This window comes from Streptomyces sp. NBC_01808 (assembly GCF_035917395.1).
Lineage (GTDB): Bacteria > Actinomycetota > Actinomycetes > Streptomycetales > Streptomycetaceae > Streptomyces.
The window spans coordinates 2,419,075-2,442,122 of the sequence record NZ_CP109072.1 but is presented as its reverse complement, the minus strand read 5'-3'; the positions used below and the strand labels follow the sequence as shown (position 1 = coordinate 2,442,122).

Below are 23,048 nucleotides of genomic sequence, written 5' to 3'. Positions count from 1 at the left end.
TCCATCCTGAGGGTGATGTTCCGCGCGCCGCCGCGCCCTCCACCCGGCGCCCGCGCCGTACGCCAGGACCCCGCCCGCGCGGCGCACGCCCGCGCCCCAGGCGTACGCGACGACACCCCCGCGCCCCGTCCACGTACGTGCCTCACGCTCGCGCTGGCCGCGCTGGCCGAGACGGCCTATGTGTGCTCCCTCGTGCTCCCCCGGGCGCTGCCGCCCCGCCGTCCCGGTCCCGGTTCCGCTCTGCCGCCCGCCGCCGCCGGTGGCTCCCGGAACGCCGCCGCGAACTCCGCGACCTCCCGCCGCCCGTCGGCCGTCCGCCACAGCAGCGCCAGCTCGCACGGCGCCAGCCCCCGTACCGGCACCGACACCACGTCCGGACGCGGGTACAGCCGGGCGTTGCCCTCCGCCAGCAGGACCACGCCCAGGCCCGCGCCCACCGCCTCGAACACCTCCTCCGGCGCCGACGCCTCCAGCGCCACCACCGGCTCCCGTCCGGCCCGCTCAGCCGTGCCCAGCCAGAAGTCGCGCAGCACGCCCGCCGACCGCGGCAGCGCCACGAACGGCTCGTCCAGCAGCTCCGCGAAGTCCACCGACGCCCGGCCCGCGAACCGGTGCCCCCGCGGCAGCGCCACCCAGCGCTCCTCCCGGGCGAGGACCTTCGCCGTCAGCTCCGTGCCCACCCCCGGCACCGGCAGCCAGCAGAACGCCGCGTCGGCGCCCCCGCCGGCCAGCCCCGCCGTGGGGTCCTCCCAGTTGACCAGCCGCAGCGAGATCCGCCAGCCCCGCTCCCGGAACCGGCCCAGCACCTCCCGTTGCAGGTCACGCCCCACCGCCGTCTGCATGCCCACCGCCAGCGACTCCGCGGGACCGGCCCTGCGCGCGGCCCGTACCGCCTCCGCCCAGCCCGCCGTCAGCTCCCGCGCCGCCGGCAGCAGCGCCGCGCCCTGCGGGGTGAGCGCGATCGTGCGCGCCCGCCGCTCGAAGAGGGGGAAGCCGAGCTGCCGCTCCAGCGCCCGGATCTGCTTGGAGAGCGCGGGCTGCGAGACGTACAGCCGCTCGGCGGCGCGGGTGAAGCTCAGCTCTTCCGCGACCGCCGTGAAGTAGCGCAGATCGCGTACGTGGACGTCCATAGCCACCGGTTATAGCCATAGGTCTTGGACGCCGCCACGCAATTCAGCGGAGGCTGCGGGCATGACGACAGCTTCGAACACCGTCCCCTCCCGCACCCTCGGCGCCCTGGAATCCCCGGCCATCGGCTACGGCGCGATGGTGCTCTCGCCCGGTGTGTACGGCGAGACCGACGACGACCGCGGCGTCGCCGCGGTGCACGCCGCGCTCGACGCGGGCGCCACGCACATCGACACCTCCGATGCCTACGGCCCCGACGGCCACAACGAGCGCCTGGTCGGCCGGGCGCTGCGCGGCCGGCGCGACGAGGTGGTGGTGGCCACGAAGTTCGGGCTGCGCCTGCCCGAGGGCGCCGAGGGCCGCACGCATCCCGTCAGCTACGCCTTCGGCCACCTCACGGTCAACGCCGAGCCGCGGTACGTGCGCGGCTACGCCGAGAGTTCACTGCGCAACCTGGACACCGACCGCATCGACCTGTACTACGTGCACTACCCCGACCCCGCCGTGCCGATCGAGGACACCACGGGCGCGATGGCCGAGCTGGTCGCCGAGGGCAAGGTCCGCCACCTGGGCCTGTCCAACGTCACCGCGGACCAGTTGCGCCGCGCGCACGCCGTCCACCCCGTCGCGGCGGTGCAGGCGCAGTGGTCGATGTGGACGCCGGTCGACCCGGAGCTGCACGCGGCGGCGCGCGAGCTAGGGGTCGGTCTCGTCGCGTGGGGGCCGCTGGGTACGGGCTTCCTCACCGGCTCCGTGACGGACGTCGCGGAGAGCGACTTCCGCCGCAACATCGGCGCCTTCGACGCGGCGAACCTCAAGGCCAACCACGACCGCTTCGCGCCGCTGCGCGCGGTGGCCGCCGACGTGGGGCTGACCCCGGGGCAGCTCGCGCTGGCGTGGCTGCTGCACCAGGACGACCACGTCGTGCCCATCCCCGGCAGCCGGACGCCGGCGCACATCGAGGAGAACGTGGCGGCCGCGCACGTCGAGCTGCACCCCGACACCCTGGCGCGGATCGACAAGGTCCTCGACGGGCTGGCCCCGGAGGGCGGGGCACGGCTGCTGGGCGCGTAGCACCCGCCGCGATCGGCGGTCGGCACGTAGCGCCTGCCGCCCGAGCGGGACGCCCGCCGCCCGCCGTCTGCCGCCCGCCGCGGTCGCCGGGACCGGAGCGGCGGCGGGTGCCGGGCGGCGGTCGGGGAGAATGCTCCCCATGACCACCCCTGACACCGGGCACCGCTCCGGCTTCGCCTGCTTCGTCGGCCGGCCCAACGCCGGCAAGTCGACCCTGACCAACGTGCTGGTCGGCCAGAAGGTGGCCATCACCTCCAGCCGGCCGCAGACGACCAGGCACACCGTGCGCGGCATCGTCCACCGCCCCGACGCGCAGCTCGTGCTCGTCGACACCCCCGGCTACCACAAGCCGCGCACGCTGCTGGGCCAGCGGCTCAATGACGCGGTGCGCGCGACCTGGGCCGAGGTCGACGTGATCGGCTTCTGCGCGCCGGCGAACGAGAAGATCGGCCCGGGCGACCGGTACATCGCCGGCGAGCTGGCCGCCCTGCGGCGTACCCCGAAGGTCGCCGTCGTCACCAAGACCGACCTGGCCGACTCCGACACGGTCGCCGCGCAGCTCGTGGCCGTGGACCGGATGGCGAAGGACCTGGGCTTCGAGTGGGCCGAGGTGGTGCCGGTCTCGGCGGTCGAGGGCAAGCAGGTCGGCCTGCTCGCGGACCTGCTGGTGCCGCTGCTGCCGGAGGGCCCGGAGCTGTACCCGGACGGGGAGCTGACGGACGAGCCGGAGCAGGTGATGGTCGCCGAGCTGATCCGGGAGGCGGCTCTGGAGGGCGTACGGGACGAGCTGCCGCACTCGATCGCGGTGGTGGTCGACGAGATGGAGCCGCGCGAGGACCGCCCGGCGGACCGGCCGCTGCTGGATATCCACGCGAACCTGTTCATCGAGCGCGACAGCCAGAAGGGGATCGTCATCGGGCCGAAGGGCAAGCGGCTGAAGGAGATCGGCACCAAGGCCCGCGGGCACATCGAGGCGCTGCTGGGCATGCCGGTGTATCTCGACATCCATGTGAAGGTCGCCAAGGACTGGCAGCGGGACCCGAAGAAGCTGCGCCGGCTGGGCTTCTGAGCCCGGGGAGGGCAGGGGGCGGGCGGTACGCGGGGGCGCGTGGAGGCGCGCGGGTCCCGCGCGCCCCTTACGACGGCGTGCGCGCCGACGTCAGCAGCCGCTCGACGTCCGAGGCCGGCAGCAGCAGCGCGTCGCCGACGACGGCGAGGGTCTCCCACTCCGGCGGCGTGTACGCCCCGTCCGCGAGCGCGATGCGCGCCCCGCTCAGCAGGATCGACTCCCGCCCGACCGGCACCAGATGGGGCGCCAGCGGCGCCAGCGTCTCGCGCAGCTCCGCCTCGAAGTTCCGCTGCTCCGGCGGCAGGTCGGCGCACAGGTCGGGCATCCGCCCCGAGTCGGCCTCGATGGCGGCCAGCAGCGTCAGCAACTGCTCCTCGGTGCAGTCGTCGTAGCCCGCGGTGCGCACGGCGGTGACGGCGGTGCAGCGGACGGCGGAGGAGGAGGTGCCGCCGGCGTGCAGGACGGCGAGCGCGACGGCGTGGGTGGCGTCGCGCAGCAGCAGCGCGAAGCGCGTCGAGGTGGGCTCCGCCAGGGACGTGAGGCCGAAGTGGCCGCCGCAGTCGGCGCATTCGACGACGGGTCCCGCGGCGCCGCGGGGCAGCACGGGCACGCCGAGGACGGTGAACCGCCGTCTGCCGCTGCGCCTGCGGTAGTTGCGGTCGCCGCCGCAGCCGGGGCAGAAGAACTCACCGTCTGACTCGGTGTGCCAGGACGTCCGCACGCCGGCGAACCGGCGGAGGATATGCGTCACGTCGACCTCCATCACGCTTCGGCAACGCTGCCGCGCTGACGTGATGCTAACCACACCGGCCGACATCGTCAGCCCTCGTGCACGTCAAGGCGGTGCGAACGAGCCGCGCCCCGCGCCCCGTCCGCGGCCGGACGGCGCGCGGGGCGCCCGGTGCTCCGGGGGTGCCGCGGTGGTCAGCGGGCGGCGCGGTTGACCGCGGAGACGACGGCCTTCAGCGACGCGCGCGTGGTGTTGGCGTCGATGCCGATGCCCCACAGCACCTTGCCGTCGACGGCGACCTCGATGTACGAGGCGGCCTGCGCGCTGGCGCCCTCGCTCATCGTGTGCTCCTGGTAGTCCAGGAGCCGCGCGTCGATGCCGACGCCCTGGAGGGCGTGGAAGAACGCGGAGATGGGGCCGTTGCCGGTGCCGACGAGGGTGGTCTCGGCGCCGTCGACGTCGGCCTGGACGGTGAGGGTGTCGACGCCGTCGCGGTCGGTGGTGGTCTGCCCGCCGCGGAGCTGGATGCGGCCCCAGGCGTTGCCGGGGTTGGGCAGGTACTCGTCGCGGAAGACGTCCCAGATCTGTGCGGGGGTGACCTCGCCGCCCTCGGCGTCGGTCTTGGTCTGGATGATGCGGGAGAACTCCACCTGCATGCGCCGCGGCAGGTCGAGGCTGTGGTCGTGCTGGAGCACGTACGCCACGCCGCCCTTGCCGGACTGGGAGTTGACGCGGATGACGGCCTCGTAGGAGCGGCCCACGTCCTTGGGGTCGATGGGCAGGTACGGCACCGCCCAGGCCAGTTCCTCGACGGGCTTGCCGGCCTGCGCGGCCTTGGCCTCCATCGCCTCGAAACCCTTCTTGATGGCGTCCTGGTGGGAGCCGGAGAAGGCGGTGTAGACGAGGTCGCCGACGTAGGGGTGGCGGGGGTGGACGCCCATCTGGTTGCAGTACTCGTAGGTGCGCCGGATCTCGTCGATCTCGGAGAAGTCGATCATCGGGTCGACGCCCTGCGAGAACAGGTTCATGCCCAGGGTGACCAGGTCGACGTTGCCGGTCCGCTCGCCCTGCCCGAACAGGCAGCCCTCGACGCGGTCGGCGCCCGCCATGAGCGCCAGCTCGGCGGCGGCGACGGCGGTGCCGCGGTCGTTGTGCGGGTGGACGGACAGGCAGACGTGCTCGCGGCGGGACAGGTTCCGCGACATCCACTCGAAGCGGTCGGCGTGCGTGGAGGGCGTGGAGCGCTCGACGGTGGCCGGCAGGTTGAGGATGATCTCGCGGCCGTCCTCGGGCTGCCAGACGTCCATGACGCCCTCGCAGACCTCCAGCGCGAAGTCCAGCTCGGTGTCGGTGAAGATCTCCGGGCTGTACTGGTAGCCGAAGGTGGTGCGGTCGTCGAGCAGCTTCTCGGCGTACTCCACGACCAGCCGGGTGCCGTCGACGGCGATCTGCTTCACCGCGTCGCGCGAGCCGCGGAAGACGACCTCGCGCCAGACGGGCGCGGTGGCGTTGTACAGGTGGACGGTGGCGCGGTGGGCGCCCTTCAGCGAGGCCACGGTGCGCTCGATCAGCTCTTCGCGGGCCTGGGTCAGGACGGAGATCGTCACGTCCCCGGGGATGGCGCCGTCCTCGATGATGGAGCGGACGAAGTCGAAGTCGGTCTGCCCGGAGGAGGGGAAGCCGACCTCGATCTCCTTGTAGCCCATGCGTACCAGGAGGTCGAACATGGCGCGTTTCCGCGCCGGCGACATGGGGTCGATCAGGGCCTGGTTGCCGTCGCGCAGGTCGGTGGAGAGCCACCGGGGCGCGTGGGTGATGCGGTTGCCGGGCCAGGTGCGGTCGGGGATGTCGACGGCGTCGTACGGGCGGTAGCGGTGCACGGGCATGCCGGAGGGCTGCTGGCGTACGGTGGCGGCGGTGACGGGCGTACCGCGGCCGACGGCGTTACCGGGGTGGTCCATGGTGGCGTGGGCTCCTTCGCGCGAGCTGGTCGTCGACCGACGGGTGGCAGCACCGGACTCCGCGGGGAGGGGGTCGGTCTACGACAGCAGACCCTCGCCGCGGCGGCTAAGAAGAAGCAGCCCGTAACGCACGATGCCGACCAATGTAGCCCAGCCGCGGCGGCGCCGGCCGATCAGTATCACGATGCGAGACCCCGCGCCGAGTCCGCGGCGGCCCCCGACACCCGAAATCGCGAAGAATTCGCTGCGGGGAGTGACAAGTCGATTACTCAGTGACACATTGCAGGGTATGGATGCATCCTCACGTACCCCCGTGTTCTGCACGATCGTGCCGCCCCACATGCTGGACAAGCTGGCCCGTACGGACAACCCGGCGCTGTCGGCCCGCGCCCGCCGCACCCTGGAGCGCGACGCGCTGCAGCGCACCCGCCGCCGCATCACCACGGTGCGCGGCGCCGCCGCCCCGCCGGCCGCGCGGCAGGCGCCGGACGACGCGAAGCCGAAGCGGACGGTCTACGACGCCGGGCAGACCCAGGACCTGCCGGGCACGGAAGTCCGCAAGGAGGGCGGGGCGGCGGTCGACGACGCCACCGTCAACCGCGCGTACGACGGCCTCGGCGCCACCTTCGACCTGTTCCTCAGCAGCTTCGCCCGCGACTCCATCGACGGCGCCGGGCTGCCGCTGAACGCCACCGTCCACTACGGCGAGGACTACGGCAACGCCTTCTGGGACGGCGAGCAGATGGTCTTCGGCGACGGGGACGGCGAGGTGTTCCTCGACTTCACCCTCGCCGTCGACGTCATCGGCCACGAGCTGACGCACGGCGTCACCCAGTACACCGCGAACCTGGAGTACTTCGGCCAGTCCGGGGCGCTCAACGAGTCGGTCTCCGACGTCTTCGGCTCCCTCATCAAGCAGTACGTCCTGGGCCAGAGCGCCGCCGACGCCGACTGGCTCATCGGCGCCGAGCTCCTGGCCCCCGGGGTGTCCGGCGAGGCGCTGCGCTCGATGAAGGCCCCCGGCACCGCCTACGACGACGACGTCCTCGGCAAGGACCCGCAGCCGGCGACGATGGCCGACTACGTCGACACCTCCACCGACAACGGCGGCGTCCACATCAACTCCGGCATCCCCAACCACGCCTTCTACCTGCTGGCCACCGACCTCGGCGGCAACGCCTGGGAGCGTGCAGGCCGCATCTGGTACGACGTGCTGACCGGCGGCGGCCTCACCACCACCGCCGACTTCGCCGCGTTCGCCGCCGCCACCGTCGCCGCCGCCGAGGCCCGCTACGGCGACGGCGCGGAGCGCACCGCGGTGCTCTCGGCGTGGTCGCAGGTCGGGGTGGACACCGACGCGGGGGCCACGGTGCCGCGGCAGAACCCGGCCCGGGAGGGTGCGGCGCCGCAGGCGGGGTAGGCGTGGGGACATGCGCATCACCGTCACCCGCACCGGGGGCTTCGCGGGCCTGACCCGCGAGGCGACCCTGGACACGGCCGGCCGCGCGGACGCGGCCGGCCTGGAGGCGCTGGCAGGACGGGCGCTCGCGGAGGGCAGCGCGGCCCCGTCCGCGGGCGTACCGGACGGCTTCGCGTACCGCGTCACGGCCGGGGGCCGCACCGTGCACTTCGCCGACCCGAAGCTGACCGACGCGCAACGCGCGCTCGTACGGACGGTGCTGAAGGAGGGTGCGTAGGAGTACTCCCCGGGGAGCAGCGGCGGCCCTAGGCCACCCCGTGCAGTAGGCGAGGTTTCGCACCCGGGAGCGAAGCCCGGTGCCGGATCCCCGGGGGAAGCTGGGCGCAGTCCAGTTGCTTCCCGGAGGGAGAGCCCGCCATGGGCGCCGTTTCCGCACCACCCGAAGCGCCACCAGGCCCCGCGAGGAGACCGGGGCGCCGCTGGCTGCCCTGGGCCGTGCTCGGCCTGTGGGTCGCGGTCCTCGCCCTGGCCATGCCGTTCGGCAGCAAGCTCGGCGACGTCAGCCGCGACCGCGCCGTCGACTACCTGCCCGGCAGCGCCGACTCCACCCAGGTGTCGCAGATCGCCGAGGACATGCCCGGCGGCGACACCCTCGCCGGCATCCTCGTCTACCAGCGCGACGGCGGCGTCACCGCCGCCGACCGCGAACTGGCCGCCGAGCACGCCGGCGAGGTCGCCGACCGGTTCGAGCTGGCGAAGGACGGCACGCCGCAGGCCGTGCCGTCCGAGGACGGCAGCACGCTGATGCTGCCGTTCTCCGTCGTCGGACTGCCCGACGAGGACGCCCAGTCGGCGGCCGTCGAGGAGATCCGCGAGGAGGTCGTCGCGGATCCCCCCGAGGGCCTGTCCGTCGAACTCGGCGGCCCCGCCGGCATCCAGGCCGACTCCGAGGCGGTCTACGAAGAGGTCGACGGCACCCTGATGTACGCCACGGCGGGCATCGTGACGATCCTGCTGATCCTCACCTACCGCAGCCCGTTCCTGTGGCTGCTGCCGCTGGTCTGCGTGGGCGTCGCGTCGATGAGCGCCATGGCCCTCGTCTACGGCCTCGTCCAGGCGTTCGACCTGACGGTCAACTCGATGAGCTCCGCGGTGATGACGGTGCTCATCTTCGGCGCGGGCACCGACTACGCGCTGCTGCTCGTCGCGCGGTACCGCGAGGAACTGCGCCGCACCACCGACCCGCAGGAAGCGATGCTGACGGCGGTGCGCAACTGCGGCCCGGCGATCCTCGCCTCCTCCGGTACGGTCGCGGCGGGCCTGATCTGCCTGCTGGCCGCGGACCTCAACTCCAGCGCGGGCCTCGGCCCGGTCGGCGCGGTCGGCGTGGTGTGCGCGCTGGCGGTCATGACGACGCTGCTGCCGGCGCTGATGGTGCTCTTCGGCCGCCGCATCTTCTGGCCGCTGGTCCCCGCCTACGGCAGCGAGCCCAAGCGGCGCGGCTTCTTCGACCGGATGGGCTCCTCGGTGGGCCGCCGCCCGGCGGCGATACTCCTGGGCGGCGTGGTGCTGCTGGGCGCGCTGGCGCTCGGCGCGTTCAACCTGCCGGGCAACCTCAAGCAGGAGGACGCCTTCACCGACAAGCCCGAGTCGATCACCGCGATGGAGAAGCTGAAGGACGCCTATCCCGAGCAGAGCGCCCAGGCGATCGTCGTCGTCGCCAACGACGCGCAGGCGGACGCGGTGCTGTCGGCGGCGCAGGGCGTCGAGGGCGTCGCCTCCGCGGAGATAGCGCGCTCCGGCAACGGGTTCAGCGAGATCACCGTCTACGCCGCCGACCCGCCGCAGTCCGCGGGGGAGGACCGTACGATCGCGGACCTGCGCTCCGAACTCGGCGCCGTCGACGGCGCCGACGCCCTGGTCGGCGGGCCCAGCGCCGAGGCTCTTGACCTGGCGGAGGCCAACTCCGGCGACCGCAAGCTCGTCATCCCGCTCACCCTGGCCGCCGTCCTGGTCATCCTCATCGTCCTGCTGCGCAGCCTGGTGGCGCCGCTGGTGCTGACCGTCGCCGTGGTGGCGTCGTGGGGCGCGGCGATGGGCATCGGCGGCCTGATCTTCGAGCCGGTCATGGGCTATCCGGGCATCGGCGGCGAACTGGCGCTGCTGACCTTCGTCTTCGGCGTGGCGCTCGGTGTCGACTACGGCATCTTCCTGCTGCACCGGATGCGCGAGGAGGCCACCAACGGCGCCGGCACCCGCACCGCGGCGCTCACCGCGCTGCGCCGCACCGGCGGCGTGATCGCCTCGGCGGGCCTGGTGCTGGCGGCGACGTTCGCGGCGCTGGCGACGATGCCGATGGTGATGATGTTCGAGCTCGGTTTCGTCGTCGCGGTCGGCGTGCTGCTGGACACGTTCCTGGTACGCACCTACCTGGTGACGTCCGCGAGCTGGCTGCTGGGCAAGAAGATCTGGTGGCCGGGGCCGCTGTCGAAGCGGGAGGAGGTCCCGCCGCCCGCTCCCGGGGAGCGGCAGGAGCCGGAACCGGCGGGCGCGGGCGCGGCGCGCTAGCACCTCCCCGCCACGGCCGTACGCACCGTACGGCCCACCGCCCCGGCCGTTTCCGCGCCCCGCGGGCGTGCGGGAACGCCCTGCCCGTACCGAGGAGTTTCGCCTGAGGAGCCGTAGGCGAGGATGGTGGTCATGCAGTCAGCGAGGACCCGGCTGAGCGGGCTGAAGAAGCCGACGCGCCGGGACGTTCTGTTCACCGCGCTCGTCGGCGCCGTCGTCGCGTGCCTGGCGCTGTTCGGCGGCGTCGAGGAATCCGCGCACCGGCCGGACGCCTTCGGCTGGCTGCTGCTGTTCGTCATGGTGGCGGTGCTGGCCTGGCGCCGCCACTACCCGATGGCCGTCTTCCTCGTGTCCGTCCTCCCCGAGGCGCCCTACCACCTCCTCGACAACATCCACAGCGCGCCGACGCCCACGATGATGGTCGCCGTCTACTCCCTCGCCGTCGCCGGACCCCGGCTGCGGACGCTGCTGATCACCTGCGGGCTCGTCGTCCTGGCCGTCACCATGCTGACGCTGCGCAACGCCGACCAGGGCGCGGAACTGCTGCGCACCTCCGGCTGGGTCATGTCGGTGGCGCTGCTCGGCGAGGCGGTGCGGGTGCACCGCAACTACGTCGGCGCCATCGTCGAGCGCGCAGAACGCGCCGAACGCACCCGGGAGGAGACCGCCGCCCGCCGGGTCGCCGAGGAGCGGCTGCGCATCGCCCAGGACCTGCACGACCTGCTCGCCCACAGCATCACCCTCATCGGCGTGCAGACGTCGGTGGCCGCGCACCTGCTGGTCGCCGACCCCGGCCGGCTGGACCGCGCGGCGCTGGCCGACGCCCTCGACGGCATCGCCGGCACCTGCCGCGACTCCCGCGCGGAACTGCGCACCACGCTGCAGGTGCTGCGCGGCGGCGACTCCGTGGACGGCACCCGGCCGCCCCCGGGCCTGGCGGGTCTGGACGACCTGGCGGCCGCGGCGCGCTCCGGCGGCGCCGAGGTGCGCCTCGACATCGCCGACGCGGCCCGTGACGTGCCGCGGGGGGTGGGGGCGGCGGCGTACCGGATCGTGCAGCAGTCGCTGACCAACGCGGTGCAGCACGCCGGGTCCGCGGTGCACGTGCGGATCGCCGTCACCTACGACGAGGGGGCGGGCGAGCTGCGCATCGCCGTCGTCGACGACGGGCCCGCCCACCCGGAGAAGGCCGCCGCTCAGGCCGCGGGCGCCGGTGCGCGCCCCGGCTACGGCATCGTCGGCATGCGCGAGCGGGCCCGCAGCGTCGGCGGCACCCTGGAGGCGGCCCGCCGCACGGACGCCGCGGGCTTCGCGGTCACCGCCGTGCTGCCCTGCGTACCGGCCGGCCCCGACGGCGTCGAGACCGTGGAAGCGGACCCCCCAGCACAGGCAGAACCCGCGGAACCCGCCGCCCCCGGCGACCATGCCGCCCCCGCCGACCGGCCAGGGGCCCGTACCGCTTTCACCGACAGGAGCCGCACCGCATGACCGCGCAGCCCATCCGCGTCCTGCTCGCCGACGACCAGACCCTGGTGCGCAAGGCGTTCGCCATGCTCGTCGACTCCGCCGCCGACATGGAGGTCGTCGGCGAGGCGGGCAACGGCCGCGAGGCCGTGGCGCTGACCCGCAGCGAGCGCGTCGACCTGGTGGTGATGGACCTGCGGATGCCCGAGCTCGACGGCATCGAGGCGACCCGGCTCATCGCCGCCGACGAGGACCTGGCGGGCGTGAGGGTCCTGGTCCTCACCACCTACGACACCGACGAGCACATCATGGCCGCGCTGCGCGCCGGCGCCTCCGGCTTCCTCGTCAAGGACACCCAGCCGGCGGCGCTGCTGGAGGCCATCCGCACCGTCGCCGCCGGCGACGCGCTGCTCTCGCCCGGCCCCACGGCCCGCCTCATCGAGCGCCTGGTGCGGCTGCCGGAGGCGCCGCAGCCGGCCGCGACGCAGCACGGCGGGGCGGCGCTGGGCGCGCTGTCGGAGCGCGAGCGGCAGGTGCTGGTGCTGGTGGCGCGCGGGCTGAACAACACCGAGATCGCCGAGTCGCTGGCGCTGTCGCCGCTGACGGCCAAGACCCATGTGAGCCGGATCATGGGCAAGGTGGGCGCCCGCGACCGGGCGCAGTTGGTGGTCATCGGCTACGAATCGGGGCTCATCACTCCCGGATCTTCCTCATCTTCCGGATGAACCTCCCGTATCACACGTAGGATGTCCCTCCTTGTGCGTACGATAACGCCATGCCCCAGGAGCTGAAGCACCCCCAGCCGCGTTCGGACCGCAGGAAGCGCATGGGCGGCCAGATCCAGCGCGAGATCATGCAGCTCATCCTCGACCGGGGGCTGCGCCCCGGCGCGGTGCTGCCCACCGAGACCGAGCTGATGGACGACCTGGGGGTGAGCCGCAACTCGGTGCGCGAGGCGCTCAAGGCGCTGCAGGCCCTCGACATCGTCGAGATCCGCCACGGCTACGGAACCTACGTCGGCGAGGCGTCGCTGACGCCGCTCGCCGACGGGCTGACGTTCCGCACCCTGGTGCAGCTCGGCGGCGACGACGCGCACGCCCTCACCGAGATCCTCCAGGTCCGCGAAATACTCGAAGAGGGCCTGATCAGCCGGGTGGTGGAGAGCATCCCCGAGGCCGACCTCGACGCGCTGGACACCATCGTCGCGCGCATGGAGACCCGCGCCGGGCAGGGCGAGGTCTTCCCCGAGGAGGACCGCGAGTTCCACGAGGTCCTCTACCGCTCGACAGGCAACACCCTGGTCCCGCAGCTCCTCGGCGCGTTCTGGAACGTCTTCCACCGCGTCGCCGGCGCCCGCGGCTGGGCCGACGACCCCTCGCCGCTGGGCACCGCCCGCCGCCACAAGGAGATCGTCGCCGCGCTGCGGGCCCGCGACCGCGAGCACGTACGGGCCGCGATGACCACCCACTTCCGCGGCATCGAGGCGCGCGCCGGGAAGGCGATGCGCGGCGTCGGGTGAGCGGCGCGGGCATGAGCAGAAGGTGAACTGCGGGTAGCTGCGGACGGACCCTTGACCGTACGGGGGGCTGCCTTTACGTTACGCGGTGGACATCCCACGTCCTACGTTGGACATGGGCTATCCACTGCTGTCCGCGTCACCCCGACGTGCCCCACGTGCCCCACGTGCCCGACGTATCCCGACGAAAGCGAGACGCACCATGCAGCCACGCCTCGCACCTGCCGCAGACCGCTCCCGCCGAAGAAGCCCCCGCCGCGCCACCGCCCTCGCGGCGTGCGCCGCGGTCCTCGGCGCCGGCCTGACCGCACTCGCCCCCCACGCCAGCGCACAGGACCCCGCAGCAGCACCCGAGTTCAGCCAGGAAGTGCTCTTCCAGGGCGGCACCGGCGGCTACTTCTGCTACCGCATCCCCGCCGTCGTCGAAGCCGCCGACGGCACCCTCCTCGCCTTCGCCGAAGGCCGCGTCGACAGTTGCGCCGACAAAGGCGACATAGACATCGTGCTGCGCCGCTCCACCGACGGCGGCGCCACCTGGAGCGCCCCGCAGGTCGTCCTGGCCGGCGACGGCGACACCCGCGGCAACCCCGCCCCCGTCGTCGACCGCGAAACCGGCCGCATCTCCCTCCTCAGCACCCACAACCCCGGCGCCGACGACACCGTCCGCACCCCCTACCTCCAGCACTCCACCGACAACGGCCGCACCTGGAGCGCCGCCCGCAACATGGCCGCCGAACTCTCCAGGCCCGCATGGGACCGCTGGTACGCCACAGGACCCGGCCACGGCCTCCAGCTCACCACCGGCGACCACGCGGGACGCCTCCTCGTCGGCGGCAACCACCAGGGCCTCGACGGCCGCCAGGGCGCCCACCTCCTCTACAGCGACGACGGCGGCACCACCTGGCAGCTCGGCGCCGACGACACCCGCGCCGTCCAGCCGCCCGACGTCAAACCCCAGGAACTCAGCCTCTTCGAACGCCGGGACGGCTCCGTGTACGCCGCCGCCCGCGACGAACGCGGCACCGACCCCGGCAACCGCGCCGCCGCCGTCAGCAGCGACGGCGGCACCACCTTCGACGCCCCCTTCGCCACCACCCCGGACCTCGTCAGCCCCGTCGTCCAGGGCTCCACCCTCCGCCACGGCGAGACGGTCCTCGCCTCCCTGCCCGCCCACCCCGCCGACCGCAAGGTCATGTCCGTACGCGCCTCCCGCGACGACGGCGCCACCTGGGAACCCTGGCAGCAGGGCCGCGTCATCCACTGGGGCCCCACCGCCTACTCCGACATGGTCGGACTCGGCGGCGACCGCGTCGGCCTCCTCTACGAAGCCGGCGCCGCAAGCCCGTACGAGACGATCCGCTGGGCCCGCTTCAACGACGCCTTCCTCGACCAGCCCAACGACGACCCGCCGCAGCCCCCCGCCCCCGCCCCCGGAGCGACCACCCCCGACGTCTCCGGCAGCGGCAACACCGCCTACGTCCGCGGCAGCTCCCACCTGCGCCCCGGACAGTTCGGCCAGTCCCTCTACCTCGACAACGCCGCCCCCCACGTCGACGCCCGCGTCGAAGTCCCCTGGAACGACTCCCTCGACGTCGGCGACGGCGACTTCACCTGGACCGGCTGGTTCAAGTACGGCCGCACCAACGGCGCCCACGCGATCATGTGGGCCTACGGAGTCGGCGGCAACGCCCCCTCCGTCTGGCTGCGCGCGGAACCCGAGCAGAACCGCATCATCGCCCGCATGCAGATGGAACAGGCCGCCGTCAGCGTCCAGACCACCGGCGCGTACAACGACAACGCCTTCCACTTCGTGACCCTGCAGCGCGCCGGCGGCAAACTCACCCTCAGCGTCGACGGCACCTCCTACGCCGCCGACGCCCCGCCCGGCTCACCCACCGCGGGCAGCGAGTTCGGCATCGGCGGCATCGACGTCGGCCAGCGCCTCGACGGCGCCAACCGCTTCCACGGCTACCTCGACGACATGCGCGTCTACGACCGCGCCCTCAACCGCGGCGAGCTGACCGCCGTCCGCAAGGACAACGCCGACGTCCCCCGGGGCCAGCAGCTCCGCCTCCCCCTCGACACCGTCAACCCGCAGTAGCACCGCGGCGACGCCGGCCCGGGCAGCCACCGGCCCGGGCCGGCCCCGCCCACCGCCCGCCGCCCGTACCGCGCCGGGCGCGAAGCCCGCCGCGTAGGCAAGAATGGGGCCCATGACCCTGTTCCGCGACGACGGCATCGTGCTGCGCACCCAGAAACTGGGCGAAGCGGACCGGATCATCTCCCTCCTCACCCGCGGCCACGGCCGCGTCCGCGCCGTCGCCCGCGGCGTGCGGCGCACCAAGTCGAAGTTCGGCGCCCGCCTCGAACCCTTCAGCCACGTCGACGTCCAGTTCTTCGCCCGCGGCAGCGACCTCGTCGGCCGCGGCCTGCCCATGTGCACCCAGACCGAGACGATCGCCCCCTACGGCGCCCCCATAGCCGCCGACTACGCCCGCTACACCGCCGGCACCGCCATGCTGGAGACCGCGGAACGCTTCACCGACCAGGAAGGCGAACCCGCCACCCAGCAGTACCTGCTCCTCGTCGGCGCCCTGCGCACCCTCGCCGGCGGCGCCCACGCCCCCCAGCTCGTCCTCGACGCCTACCTGCTGCGCTCCCTCGCCGTCAACGGCTACGCCCCCAGCTTCGGCGACTGCGCCCGCTGCGGCCTCGACGGACCCCACAGGTTCTTCTCCGTCAACGCGGGGGGAGTGCTGTGCGGCGATTGCCGCGTGCCCGGTAGCGTCGTACCGTCACCCGAGGTACTCGCGCTGCTCGGCGCACTCCTGACCGGCGACTGGCACACCGCCGACCGCTGTGGAGCACATCACGTCAAAGAAGGCAGCGGCCTCGTCGCGGCCTATCTGCACTGGCACCTGGAGCGGGGCCTGCGCTCGCTGCGCCACGTCGAAAGGTAGCCGGGCGGAACCGGCCCGCCATGAGACGGGCCCCGGGCGGGCAGAAGCCGGGCAGCAGAGAACAAACGGACGGGAACGACACGGCCCACGCCGAGGAACGGGAGAGCACGGCACATGGCACGACGAGGGATCCGCGGCACGTCCCTGACGCGGCACCGCCGCTCCTACCGGCCCCCCGAGCCGCACCCCTCCGGCGCCCGCGCGCCGAAGCTGCCCGGCGAGCTGGTCCCCGGACACGTCGCGATCGTCATGGACGGCAACGGTCGCTGGGCCAAGGAACGCGGCCTGCCGCGCACCGAAGGCCACAAGGTCGGCGAAGCCGTCGTCCTCGACGTCGTCAAGGGCTGCCTCGAACTCGGGGTGAAGAACCTCTCCGTCTACGCCTTCTCCACCGAGAACTGGAAGCGCTCACCCGACGAGGTGCGCTTCCTCATGAACTTCAACCGCGACGTCATCCACCGCCGCCGCAGCGAACTCGACGCCATGGGCGTACGCATCCGCTGGGCCGGCCGCATGCCCAAACTGTGGAAGAGCGTCGTCCAGGAACTCCAGGTCGCCGAGGAACAGACCAGCGACAACGACGCCATGACCCTCTACATGTGCGTCAACTACGGCGGCCGCGCCGAGATCGCCGACGCCGCCGCCGGCATCGCCCGCGACGTCGCCGCAGGCCGCCTCGACCCCAAGAAGGTCAGCGAACGCACCTTCGCGAAATACCTCTACCACCCCGACATGCCGGACGTGGACCTGTTCATCCGGCCCTCCGGCGAGCGGCGCACCTCCAACTACCTCATCTGGCAGAGCGTCTACGCCGAAATGGTCTTCCAGGACATCCTGTGGCCCGACTTCGACCGCCGCGACCTGTGGCGCGCCTGCGTCGAGTACGCCTCCCGCGACCGCCGCTTCGGCGGCGCCATCCCCAACGACATCGACACCGGCTTCGACACCGGCTTCGACAACGGCTTCGACAACGGCTTCGACAACGGCTTCGACAACGAGGCGCACACCCGCTGACGCGGGCGCGCGCGGCGCGCCCGCACCGCCGCGGTCAGTCCCGCGCCTGCGCCGCGCACTCCGCGCACGTACCGAAGACCTCCACGGTGTGCGCCACATCCACGAACCCGTGCTCCGAGGCGATCGACTCCGCCCAGCGCTCCACCGCGGGACCGTCGACCTCCACCGCCTTGCCGCACACCCGGCACACCAGATGGTGATGGTGCTCACCGGTGCTGCACCGGCGGTACACCGCCTCACCCTCCGTCGTCCGCAGCACGTCCACATCGCCCGCGTCCGCCAGCGACTGCAGCGTCCGGTACACCGTCGTCAGCCCCACCGACTCGCCGCGATGCCGCAGCATGTCGTGCAGCTCCTGGGCGCTGCGGAACTCGTCGACCTCCGCCAGCGCCGCGGCCACCGCCGCCCGCTGACGCGTCGACCGGCCGCGTACCGGGGGACCTGCGGTCGTCACCCTTGCCTCCTGCTGCTCGCTCGAAGCCCTGTCCGCCCCACGAGCCGCCATTGTGCCAGCAGCACCCACGGAAACGGACACAGCCGCCGCAGCCGTCCTCACCGCGCCCCACCGCCGACCCGCTCACCGGCCCCCGCACCCGGCCCCGCCGCGACCGGCCCCCCGGCCCCGGCCACCGCCCCGCCACCCGACCGCGACCGCAGCTTCGCCAACGGCACCGCCAACGCCATGACCAGCAAAAACAGCCCGAGCGCAAACAGTACGATCGTCGCCCCCGGCGGCACGTCCACGTAGTACGAGAACACCGTCCCCGATAGCGTCGTCACCACCCCCATCGCCACCGCCAGCGCCAGCGTCGCCGCGAACGCGCGCGTCGCCTGCTGCGCCGCCGCCACCGGAATCACCATCAGCGCACTGACCAGCAGCAGCCCCACGACCCGCATCGCCACCGTCACCGTCACCGCCGCCGTCACCGCAAGCAGCAGATTCAGCGACCGCACCGGCAGCCCCGTGACCTTCGCGAACTCCTCGTCCTGGCAGATCGCGAAGAACTGCCTGCGCAGCCCCAGCGTCACCAGCAGCACGAACACCGACAGCCACAGGATCGCCGTCACATCGGAATCCGACACCGTCGTCACCGAACCGAACAGATACGTGGTCAGGTTCGCCGTCGACCCGTTCGGCGCCAGATTGATCAGCAGCACACCGCCCGCCATGCCCCCGTAGAAGAGCATCGCCAGCGCCAGATCACCGCGCGTGTGCCCGTACGAGCGGATCAGCTCCATCGCCACCGCGCCCGCCGCCGCCACCAGCACCGCCGTCCACACCGGGCTCGTGTTCAGCAGGAACCCCAGCGCCACCCCCGTCAGCGCCACATGCCCGATACCGTCACCCATGATCGCCTGCCGGCGCTGCACCAGATAGATGCCCACCGCCGGCGCCGCGATCCCCACCAGCAGCGCCGCCAGCAGCGCCCGCTGCATGAACGGCGGCTCCAGGAACTCCAGCATCATGTCAGCAGCCCCGTCCTGTCCGCCGCCGCCGGCTCGCCCGCACCGCCCGGGTGCGGATGGCACGCCAGATCGTGCACCTGCGCCGCCGCGTCCGCCTCCCCGCGCCCGTACTCCCGCACCACCAGACCGTCGCCCAGCACGACCGTACGGTCGATCAGCGGCTGCAGCGGCCCCAGCTCGTGCAGCACCAGCAACACCGACGCACCACCCTCCACCTGCCCGGCCAGCGCCTCCGCCAGAATCCGCTGGCTCGGCAGATCCACCCCGCCCAGCGGCTCGTCCATGATCAGCAACTCCGGCTCCGCCGCCAGCGCCCGCGCGATCAGCACCCGCTGGTGCTGCCCGCCGGACAAACGATTCACCGACTCCTTCGCCCGGTCACCGAGACCCACCACCTCAAGCGCCCCGTCCACCGCCGCCCGGTCCGCCCGCCCCAGCGGCCGCAGCCGCGACCGCGACAGCCGCCCCGACGACACCACCTCCCGCACCGACGCCGGCACCCCCGACGCCGCCGTCGAACGCTGCGGCACGTACCCGATCCGCCGCCACTCACGGAACCGCCCCAGCGGCGTCCCGAACAACTCCAGCTCACCCGACGTCAGCGGCACCCGGCCCACCACGGCCCGCACCGTCGTCGACTTCCCCGAACCGTTCGCCCCCAGCAGCGCCACCACCTCACCGCGGCCCACCGCCAGATCCACCCCGCCCAGCACCGCGCGCCCGCCCAGCGACGCGCACGCACCGCGCAGACCCACCACCGGCTCCACGCCCGCTCCCTCCGCCGGCACCCCGCTCACTTCGCCCCCAGCGCCTTGTGCAGCGCCCCGAGGTTCGCCTCCATGATCTCGAAGTAGTCGTCACCCCTGGACTTGTCCGTCACGCCCTCGATCGGGTCGAGCACATCCGTCTCCAGACCCAGGTCACCCGCGAGGGTGCGCGCCGTCTCGTCGCTGACCAGCGTCTCGAAGAACACCGTCGTCACCCCGTCGTCCGCCGCGATGTCCTGCAACTGCTGCATCCGCGCCGCGCTCGGCTCCGACTCCGGGCTCAGCCCCTTGATCGACTCCTGCACCAGGCCGTAGCGGTCGGCGATGTAGCCGAACGCGGCGTGCGTCGTGATGAAGGTGTCCGTACGCCGGTTCTCCAGCCCCGCGGCGAACTTCCCGTCCAACTGCCGCAGCCGGTCCGCCAGCTCCGCGGCGTTCTTCTCGTACGCCTTCGCGTGGCCCGGGTCCGCCTCCGCCATCGCCTTGCCGACGCCCTCGGCGACCTCCGCGTACCGCACCGGGTCCAGCCAGATGTGCGGATCCGTCCCCTCCTCGCCGCCGTGGTCGTGCCCCTCGTGGCCGCCGTCGGCCTCCTCCTCCGCGTGGCCCCCGTCCTCCTCCGCGTGGCCGTCGCCGTCCTCCTCGCCGCCGTGCTTCTCCAGCGACGTGAACTCCGACGCCTCCACGACATGCTCCGCGCCCGACTGCTCGATGGCCTCGTCCACCGCCGGCTGCATGTCCTTCAGGTAGACGATCAGCCCCGCGTCCGCCAGGTCCCCGGTCTGCCGCGGGCTCAGCTCCAGATCGTGCGGCTCCGTCCCCGGCTTCGTCAGCGTCGAGACCTCCGCGTTCTCGCCGCCTATCTCCTCGGCCAGGAACTGCATCGGATAGAACGACGCGGTCACCCGCAGCCTGCCGTCCTCCGTCGTGGTGCCCGAAGCCCCGTCGCCGCAGGCGGACAGGGCCAGCAGCGCGGCCGCGGACAGCGCCGCGGCGGCGGCGGGGGTGAGACCGGATATGGACCGGCGGGAAGCTCTCATGACACTCATTTTCATCAAAGATGGAAACGATTGTCAAAAATATTTACGGGCGGTACCCTCCGGCCCACCCGGCGACCGCCCCGGGGCGGCCCGCCGCCCCCCGCACCCCCGCCCCGCCCGCCCCCCGATTTGAAACCAAGGGCACCGCCGCCGGTAACCTGGAGCACCGCTTCGTCGTCGTAATGAAGAGAGCACCGTGGCCGCCGACAAGATCGACACCATCGTCAGCCTGAGCAAGCGCCGTGGCTTCGTCTACCCGTGCAGCGAGATCTACGGCGGCCAGCGCGCCGCCTGGGACTACGGCCCCCTCGGCGTAGAGCTCAAGGAGAACATCAAGCGCCAGTGGTGGCGCTCCATGGTCACCTCCCGCGACGACGTCGTCGGCCTCGACTCCTCCGTCATCCTCGCCCGCGAGGTCTGGGAAGCATCCGGTCACGTCGCCACCTTCACCGACCCCCTCACCGAATGCACCTCCTGCCACAAGCGCTTCCGCGCCGACCACCTCGAAGAGGCCTACGAAGCCAAGCACGGCCACCCCCCCACCGGCGGCCTCGCCGACATCAACTGCCCCCACTGCGGCAACAAGGGCGGCTTCACCGAACCCAAGCAGTTCTCCGGCCTCCTCTCCACCCACCTCGGCCCCACCCAGGACGCCGGCTCCGAGACCTTCCTGCGCCCCGAAACCGCCCAGGGCATCTTCACCAACTTCATGCAGGTCCAGACCTCCTCCCGGAAGAAGCCCCCCTTCGGCATCGCCCAGACGGGGAAGTCCTTCCGCAACGAGATCACCCCCGGCAACTTCATCTTCCGCACCCGCGAGTTCGAGCAGATGGAGATGGAGTTCTTCGTCAAGCCCGGCGAAGACGAGACCTGGCACGAGTACTGGATGCAGCAGCGCTGGAACTGGTACACCGGCCTCGGCATGCAGGAAGCCAACCTCCGCTGGTTCGAGCACCCCAAGGACAAGCTCTCCCACTACTCCAAGCGCACCGTCGACATCGAATACCGCTTCGACTTCGCCGGCAGCCAGTGGGGCGAACTCGAAGGCATCGCCAACCGCACCGACTTCGACCTCAAGGCCCACTCCGCCGCCTCCGGCCAGGACCTCTCCTTCTTCGACCAGGAAGCCGGCGAACGCTGGACCCCCTTCGTCATCGAACCCGCCGCCGGCGTCGGCCGCACCATGCTCGCCTTCATGCTCGACGCCTACGTCGAAGACGAAGCCCCCAACGCCAAGGGCAAGATGGAAAAGCGCACCGTCATGCGCCTCGACCCCCGCCTCGCCCCCGTCAAGGCCGCCGTCCTGCCCCTCTCCCGCAACCCCGAACTCTCCCCCAAGGCCAAGGGCCTCGCCGCCGACCTCCGCGGCCACTGGAACATCGAGTTCGACGACGCCGGCGCCATCGGCCGCCGCTACCGCCGCCAGGACGAAATCGGCACCCCCTACTGCATCACCGTCGACTTCGACACCCTCGACGACAACGCCGTCACCGTCCGCGAACGCGACACCATGAAGCAGGAGCGCGTCTCCCTCGACCAGGTCGGCACCTACCTCGGCGGCCGCCTCCTCGGCTGCTGACCCACCCGCCACACGGCCACACGGCGACGGCGCCCCCCGGCCGGGGGGCGCCGTCGCCGTATGCGCAGACCGTACGGAAGCCGCGTGCCCGGACCGTACGGAAGCAGTGCGCAGACCGCACGGAAGCCGCGTGCACAGACCGTACGGAAAACGTGCAGCAAGCTGCGGCACGCTGACCCCTTGCTGCACACTGAGCCCCACCGCCAGGCCAGAAGGAGCCACGCACAGCACGAACAAGCAGCAGCAGGAGGCGCGCCATGCACGCGAGGGCCACCAGCCGGGTCACCGCCACCGACCCCGACGGCCACGAACACACCGTCCACGTCACCGGCGCCGGCGCCCGGCGCACACTCCGCTGCGAAAGCTGCGACTGGACCAGAGCCGCCCAGTTCCTGCCCTGGCTCAAAGCAGAAGAACACCTCGCGGAAGCACACGAAGCCTCCGCCGGAACCGGATCCGCCGACACCGGCCCCGCACCCGCCTCAGGGACGTAGCCCCCGTCTCAGGGACGCAGGCCCCGCACCACCACATCCACCACCAGCGCGAACTCCGCCGCCACCCCCGGCTCCTCCCAGTCCGGCGCGAACGCCGGATCGTGGAACCGGCGCGTCGCATCGAACACCGCCCGCGCCACCCCCTCCACCGAACGCCGCGCCGCCTGCGCCACCGCCGTCGCCTCCGCATCCCCCTCCGCCACGGCCGGCGGCACCGACAACACCCCCTGACGCACCCCGTCCTCCAGGATCAGCGTCAACTGCCCCGTCAGCTCCGCGACATGCCGCGCCACCACACCGGCCACCGTCGCAGAACCCGCCGCTCCCGCAGCCCCGGCCGCGGCCGGGCCCGTACGGCCCGCGGAGCCGCTGTCGCCGATCAGCGCCATGTACGTCGCGAACATCTCCGGATCGTCATGCGCCTTGTGCCGCTTCGCGTCGAACAACTCCGCCAGCCACCGCCGCAACCGCACATCCGCAGGACCCTCCTCCGCCGCGACCTTCTCCAGCGCCGCCGACGTCCGGTCCAGCCACCGCGCCGCCACCGCCGCGTGCAGCGCCGCCTTGCTCGGAAAATGCCGGTACACCGAGCCGTGGCTCACCCCCAGCACCCGCGCCACGTCCACCACCGTGGCCTTCGCCGGGCCATAGCGGCGCAGCACGTCCTCCGTGGCTTCGAGGATGTGCTCGGGGGTCAGGGTCTCGGGCGGCATCGGCGCTCTCCGGCTCTCGGGCTCTCCCGACTGGCGTCGGCTCTGCTACCAGCTTCGCAGCCGCCGCCGACAACGACACACCCG

At 72.7% G+C, this 23,048-nt stretch carries 21 protein-coding genes; 13 read left to right on the top strand and 8 right to left on the bottom strand.

The window, feature by feature from the left end; all coding sequences use genetic code 11:
• Nucleotides 1-176: 176 nt before the first annotated feature.
• A complete protein-coding gene (locus tag OG946_RS10355) occupies nucleotides 177-1,130 on the bottom strand; it encodes a LysR substrate-binding domain-containing protein (protein WP_326795842.1) in 954 nt (317 codons plus the stop codon).
• 61 nt (nucleotides 1,131-1,191) lie between these two features.
• Between OG946_RS10355 and OG946_RS10350 the strand changes: the two genes are divergently transcribed.
• Nucleotides 1,192-2,202 carry an aldo/keto reductase gene (locus OG946_RS10350; RefSeq protein WP_326795841.1) on the top strand — a complete coding sequence of 337 codons (1,011 nt, stop codon included), beginning with the start codon at nucleotides 1,192-1,194 and terminating at the stop codon, nucleotides 2,200-2,202.
• 139 nt (nucleotides 2,203-2,341) lie between these two features.
• Complete coding sequence (gene era, locus OG946_RS10345) at nucleotides 2,342-3,271, top strand: GTPase Era (RefSeq protein WP_326795840.1); 930 nt, start codon at nucleotides 2,342-2,344, stop codon at nucleotides 3,269-3,271.
• 67 nt (nucleotides 3,272-3,338) lie between these two features.
• On the opposite strand, the gene OG946_RS10340 is transcribed toward era, so the two are convergent.
• Nucleotides 3,339-4,034 (bottom strand): TerB family tellurite resistance protein, encoded by a 696-nt coding sequence (locus OG946_RS10340; protein WP_326795839.1) that lies wholly within the window; start codon nucleotides 4,032-4,034, stop codon nucleotides 3,339-3,341.
• 161 nt (nucleotides 4,035-4,195) lie between these two features.
• A complete protein-coding gene (gene leuA / locus OG946_RS10335) occupies nucleotides 4,196-5,962 on the bottom strand; it encodes a 2-isopropylmalate synthase (protein WP_326795838.1) in 1,767 nt (588 codons plus the stop codon).
• Nucleotides 5,963-6,251: 289 nt separating this feature from the next.
• Here leuA and OG946_RS10330 point away from each other — a divergent pair, with 289 nt between their 5' ends.
• The 9 genes from OG946_RS10330 (at nucleotide 6,252) to OG946_RS10290 (ending at nucleotide 16,904) form a co-directional block, all read left to right on the top strand.
• Nucleotides 6,252-7,382 carry a M4 family metallopeptidase gene (locus OG946_RS10330; protein WP_326795837.1) on the top strand — a complete coding sequence of 377 codons (1,131 nt, stop codon included), beginning with the start codon at nucleotides 6,252-6,254 and terminating at the stop codon, nucleotides 7,380-7,382.
• A gap of 10 nt (nucleotides 7,383-7,392) precedes the next feature.
• A complete protein-coding gene (locus OG946_RS10325; protein ID WP_326795836.1) occupies nucleotides 7,393-7,659 on the top strand; it encodes a protealysin inhibitor emfourin in 267 nt (88 codons plus the stop codon).
• A 218-nt stretch (nucleotides 7,660-7,877) separates the two neighbouring features.
• Nucleotides 7,878-9,950 (top strand): MMPL family transporter, encoded by a 2,073-nt coding sequence (locus OG946_RS10320; protein WP_326800201.1) that lies wholly within the window; start codon nucleotides 7,878-7,880, stop codon nucleotides 9,948-9,950.
• Between the two features lie 123 nt (nucleotides 9,951-10,073).
• On the top strand, nucleotides 10,074-11,438 hold the full coding sequence (locus OG946_RS10315) for a sensor histidine kinase (RefSeq protein ID WP_326795835.1): 1,365 nt from the start codon (nucleotides 10,074-10,076) through the stop codon (nucleotides 11,436-11,438).
• Nucleotides 11,435-12,139 carry a response regulator gene (locus OG946_RS10310; RefSeq protein ID WP_047015725.1) on the top strand — a complete coding sequence of 235 codons (705 nt, stop codon included), beginning with the start codon at nucleotides 11,435-11,437 and terminating at the stop codon, nucleotides 12,137-12,139. The genes OG946_RS10315 and OG946_RS10310 overlap by 4 nt, the downstream gene beginning before the upstream one ends.
• Before the next feature lie 101 nt (nucleotides 12,140-12,240).
• On the top strand, nucleotides 12,241-12,933 hold the full coding sequence (locus OG946_RS10305) for a FadR/GntR family transcriptional regulator (protein WP_326800200.1): 693 nt from the start codon (nucleotides 12,241-12,243) through the stop codon (nucleotides 12,931-12,933).
• Nucleotides 12,934-13,132: 199 nt separating this feature from the next.
• Entirely contained in the window at nucleotides 13,133-15,031 is a 1,899-nt protein-coding gene (locus OG946_RS10300; RefSeq protein WP_326795834.1) for a sialidase family protein, read from the top strand.
• A 112-nt stretch (nucleotides 15,032-15,143) separates the two neighbouring features.
• Complete coding sequence (gene recO, locus OG946_RS10295) at nucleotides 15,144-15,890, top strand: DNA repair protein RecO (protein ID WP_326795833.1); 747 nt, start codon at nucleotides 15,144-15,146, stop codon at nucleotides 15,888-15,890.
• Between the two features lie 114 nt (nucleotides 15,891-16,004).
• Nucleotides 16,005-16,904 (top strand): isoprenyl transferase, encoded by a 900-nt coding sequence (locus OG946_RS10290; RefSeq protein WP_326795832.1) that lies wholly within the window; start codon nucleotides 16,005-16,007, stop codon nucleotides 16,902-16,904.
• Between the two features lie 34 nt (nucleotides 16,905-16,938).
• Here OG946_RS10290 and OG946_RS10285 read toward each other — a convergent pair whose 3' ends face one another.
• The 4 genes from OG946_RS10285 to OG946_RS10270 form a co-directional block, all read right to left on the bottom strand.
• Complete coding sequence (locus OG946_RS10285) at nucleotides 16,939-17,358, bottom strand: Fur family transcriptional regulator (RefSeq protein ID WP_101424595.1); 420 nt, start codon at nucleotides 17,356-17,358, stop codon at nucleotides 16,939-16,941.
• Nucleotides 17,359-17,456: 98 nt separating this feature from the next.
• A complete protein-coding gene (locus OG946_RS10280) occupies nucleotides 17,457-18,368 on the bottom strand; it encodes a metal ABC transporter permease (protein ID WP_326800199.1) in 912 nt (303 codons plus the stop codon).
• On the bottom strand, nucleotides 18,368-19,168 hold the full coding sequence (locus OG946_RS10275) for a metal ABC transporter ATP-binding protein (RefSeq protein ID WP_326795831.1): 801 nt from the start codon (nucleotides 19,166-19,168) through the stop codon (nucleotides 18,368-18,370). The genes OG946_RS10280 and OG946_RS10275 overlap by 1 nt, the downstream gene beginning before the upstream one ends.
• Nucleotides 19,165-20,187 (bottom strand): metal ABC transporter substrate-binding protein, encoded by a 1,023-nt coding sequence (locus tag OG946_RS10270; protein WP_326795830.1) that lies wholly within the window; start codon nucleotides 20,185-20,187, stop codon nucleotides 19,165-19,167. The genes OG946_RS10275 and OG946_RS10270 overlap by 4 nt, the downstream gene beginning before the upstream one ends.
• 187 nt (nucleotides 20,188-20,374) lie before the next feature.
• Between OG946_RS10270 and OG946_RS10265 the strand changes: the two genes are divergently transcribed.
• Together OG946_RS10265 and OG946_RS10260 are read left to right on the top strand one after the other, a co-directional pair.
• Nucleotides 20,375-21,757, top strand: coding sequence for a glycine--tRNA ligase (locus tag OG946_RS10265; RefSeq protein WP_326795829.1), 1,383 nt, complete (start codon nucleotides 20,375-20,377; stop codon nucleotides 21,755-21,757).
• A 257-nt stretch (nucleotides 21,758-22,014) separates the two neighbouring features.
• Nucleotides 22,015-22,251 carry a hypothetical protein gene (locus OG946_RS10260; protein WP_326795828.1) on the top strand — a complete coding sequence of 79 codons (237 nt, stop codon included), beginning with the start codon at nucleotides 22,015-22,017 and terminating at the stop codon, nucleotides 22,249-22,251.
• An 8-nt stretch (nucleotides 22,252-22,259) separates the two neighbouring features.
• Here the strand turns inward: OG946_RS10260 and OG946_RS10255 are convergent, their stop codons facing one another.
• Nucleotides 22,260-22,964, bottom strand: a complete 705-nt coding sequence (locus OG946_RS10255; protein ID WP_326795827.1) for a TetR/AcrR family transcriptional regulator — start codon at nucleotides 22,962-22,964, stop codon at nucleotides 22,260-22,262.
• Nucleotides 22,965-23,048 lie beyond the last annotated feature (84 nt).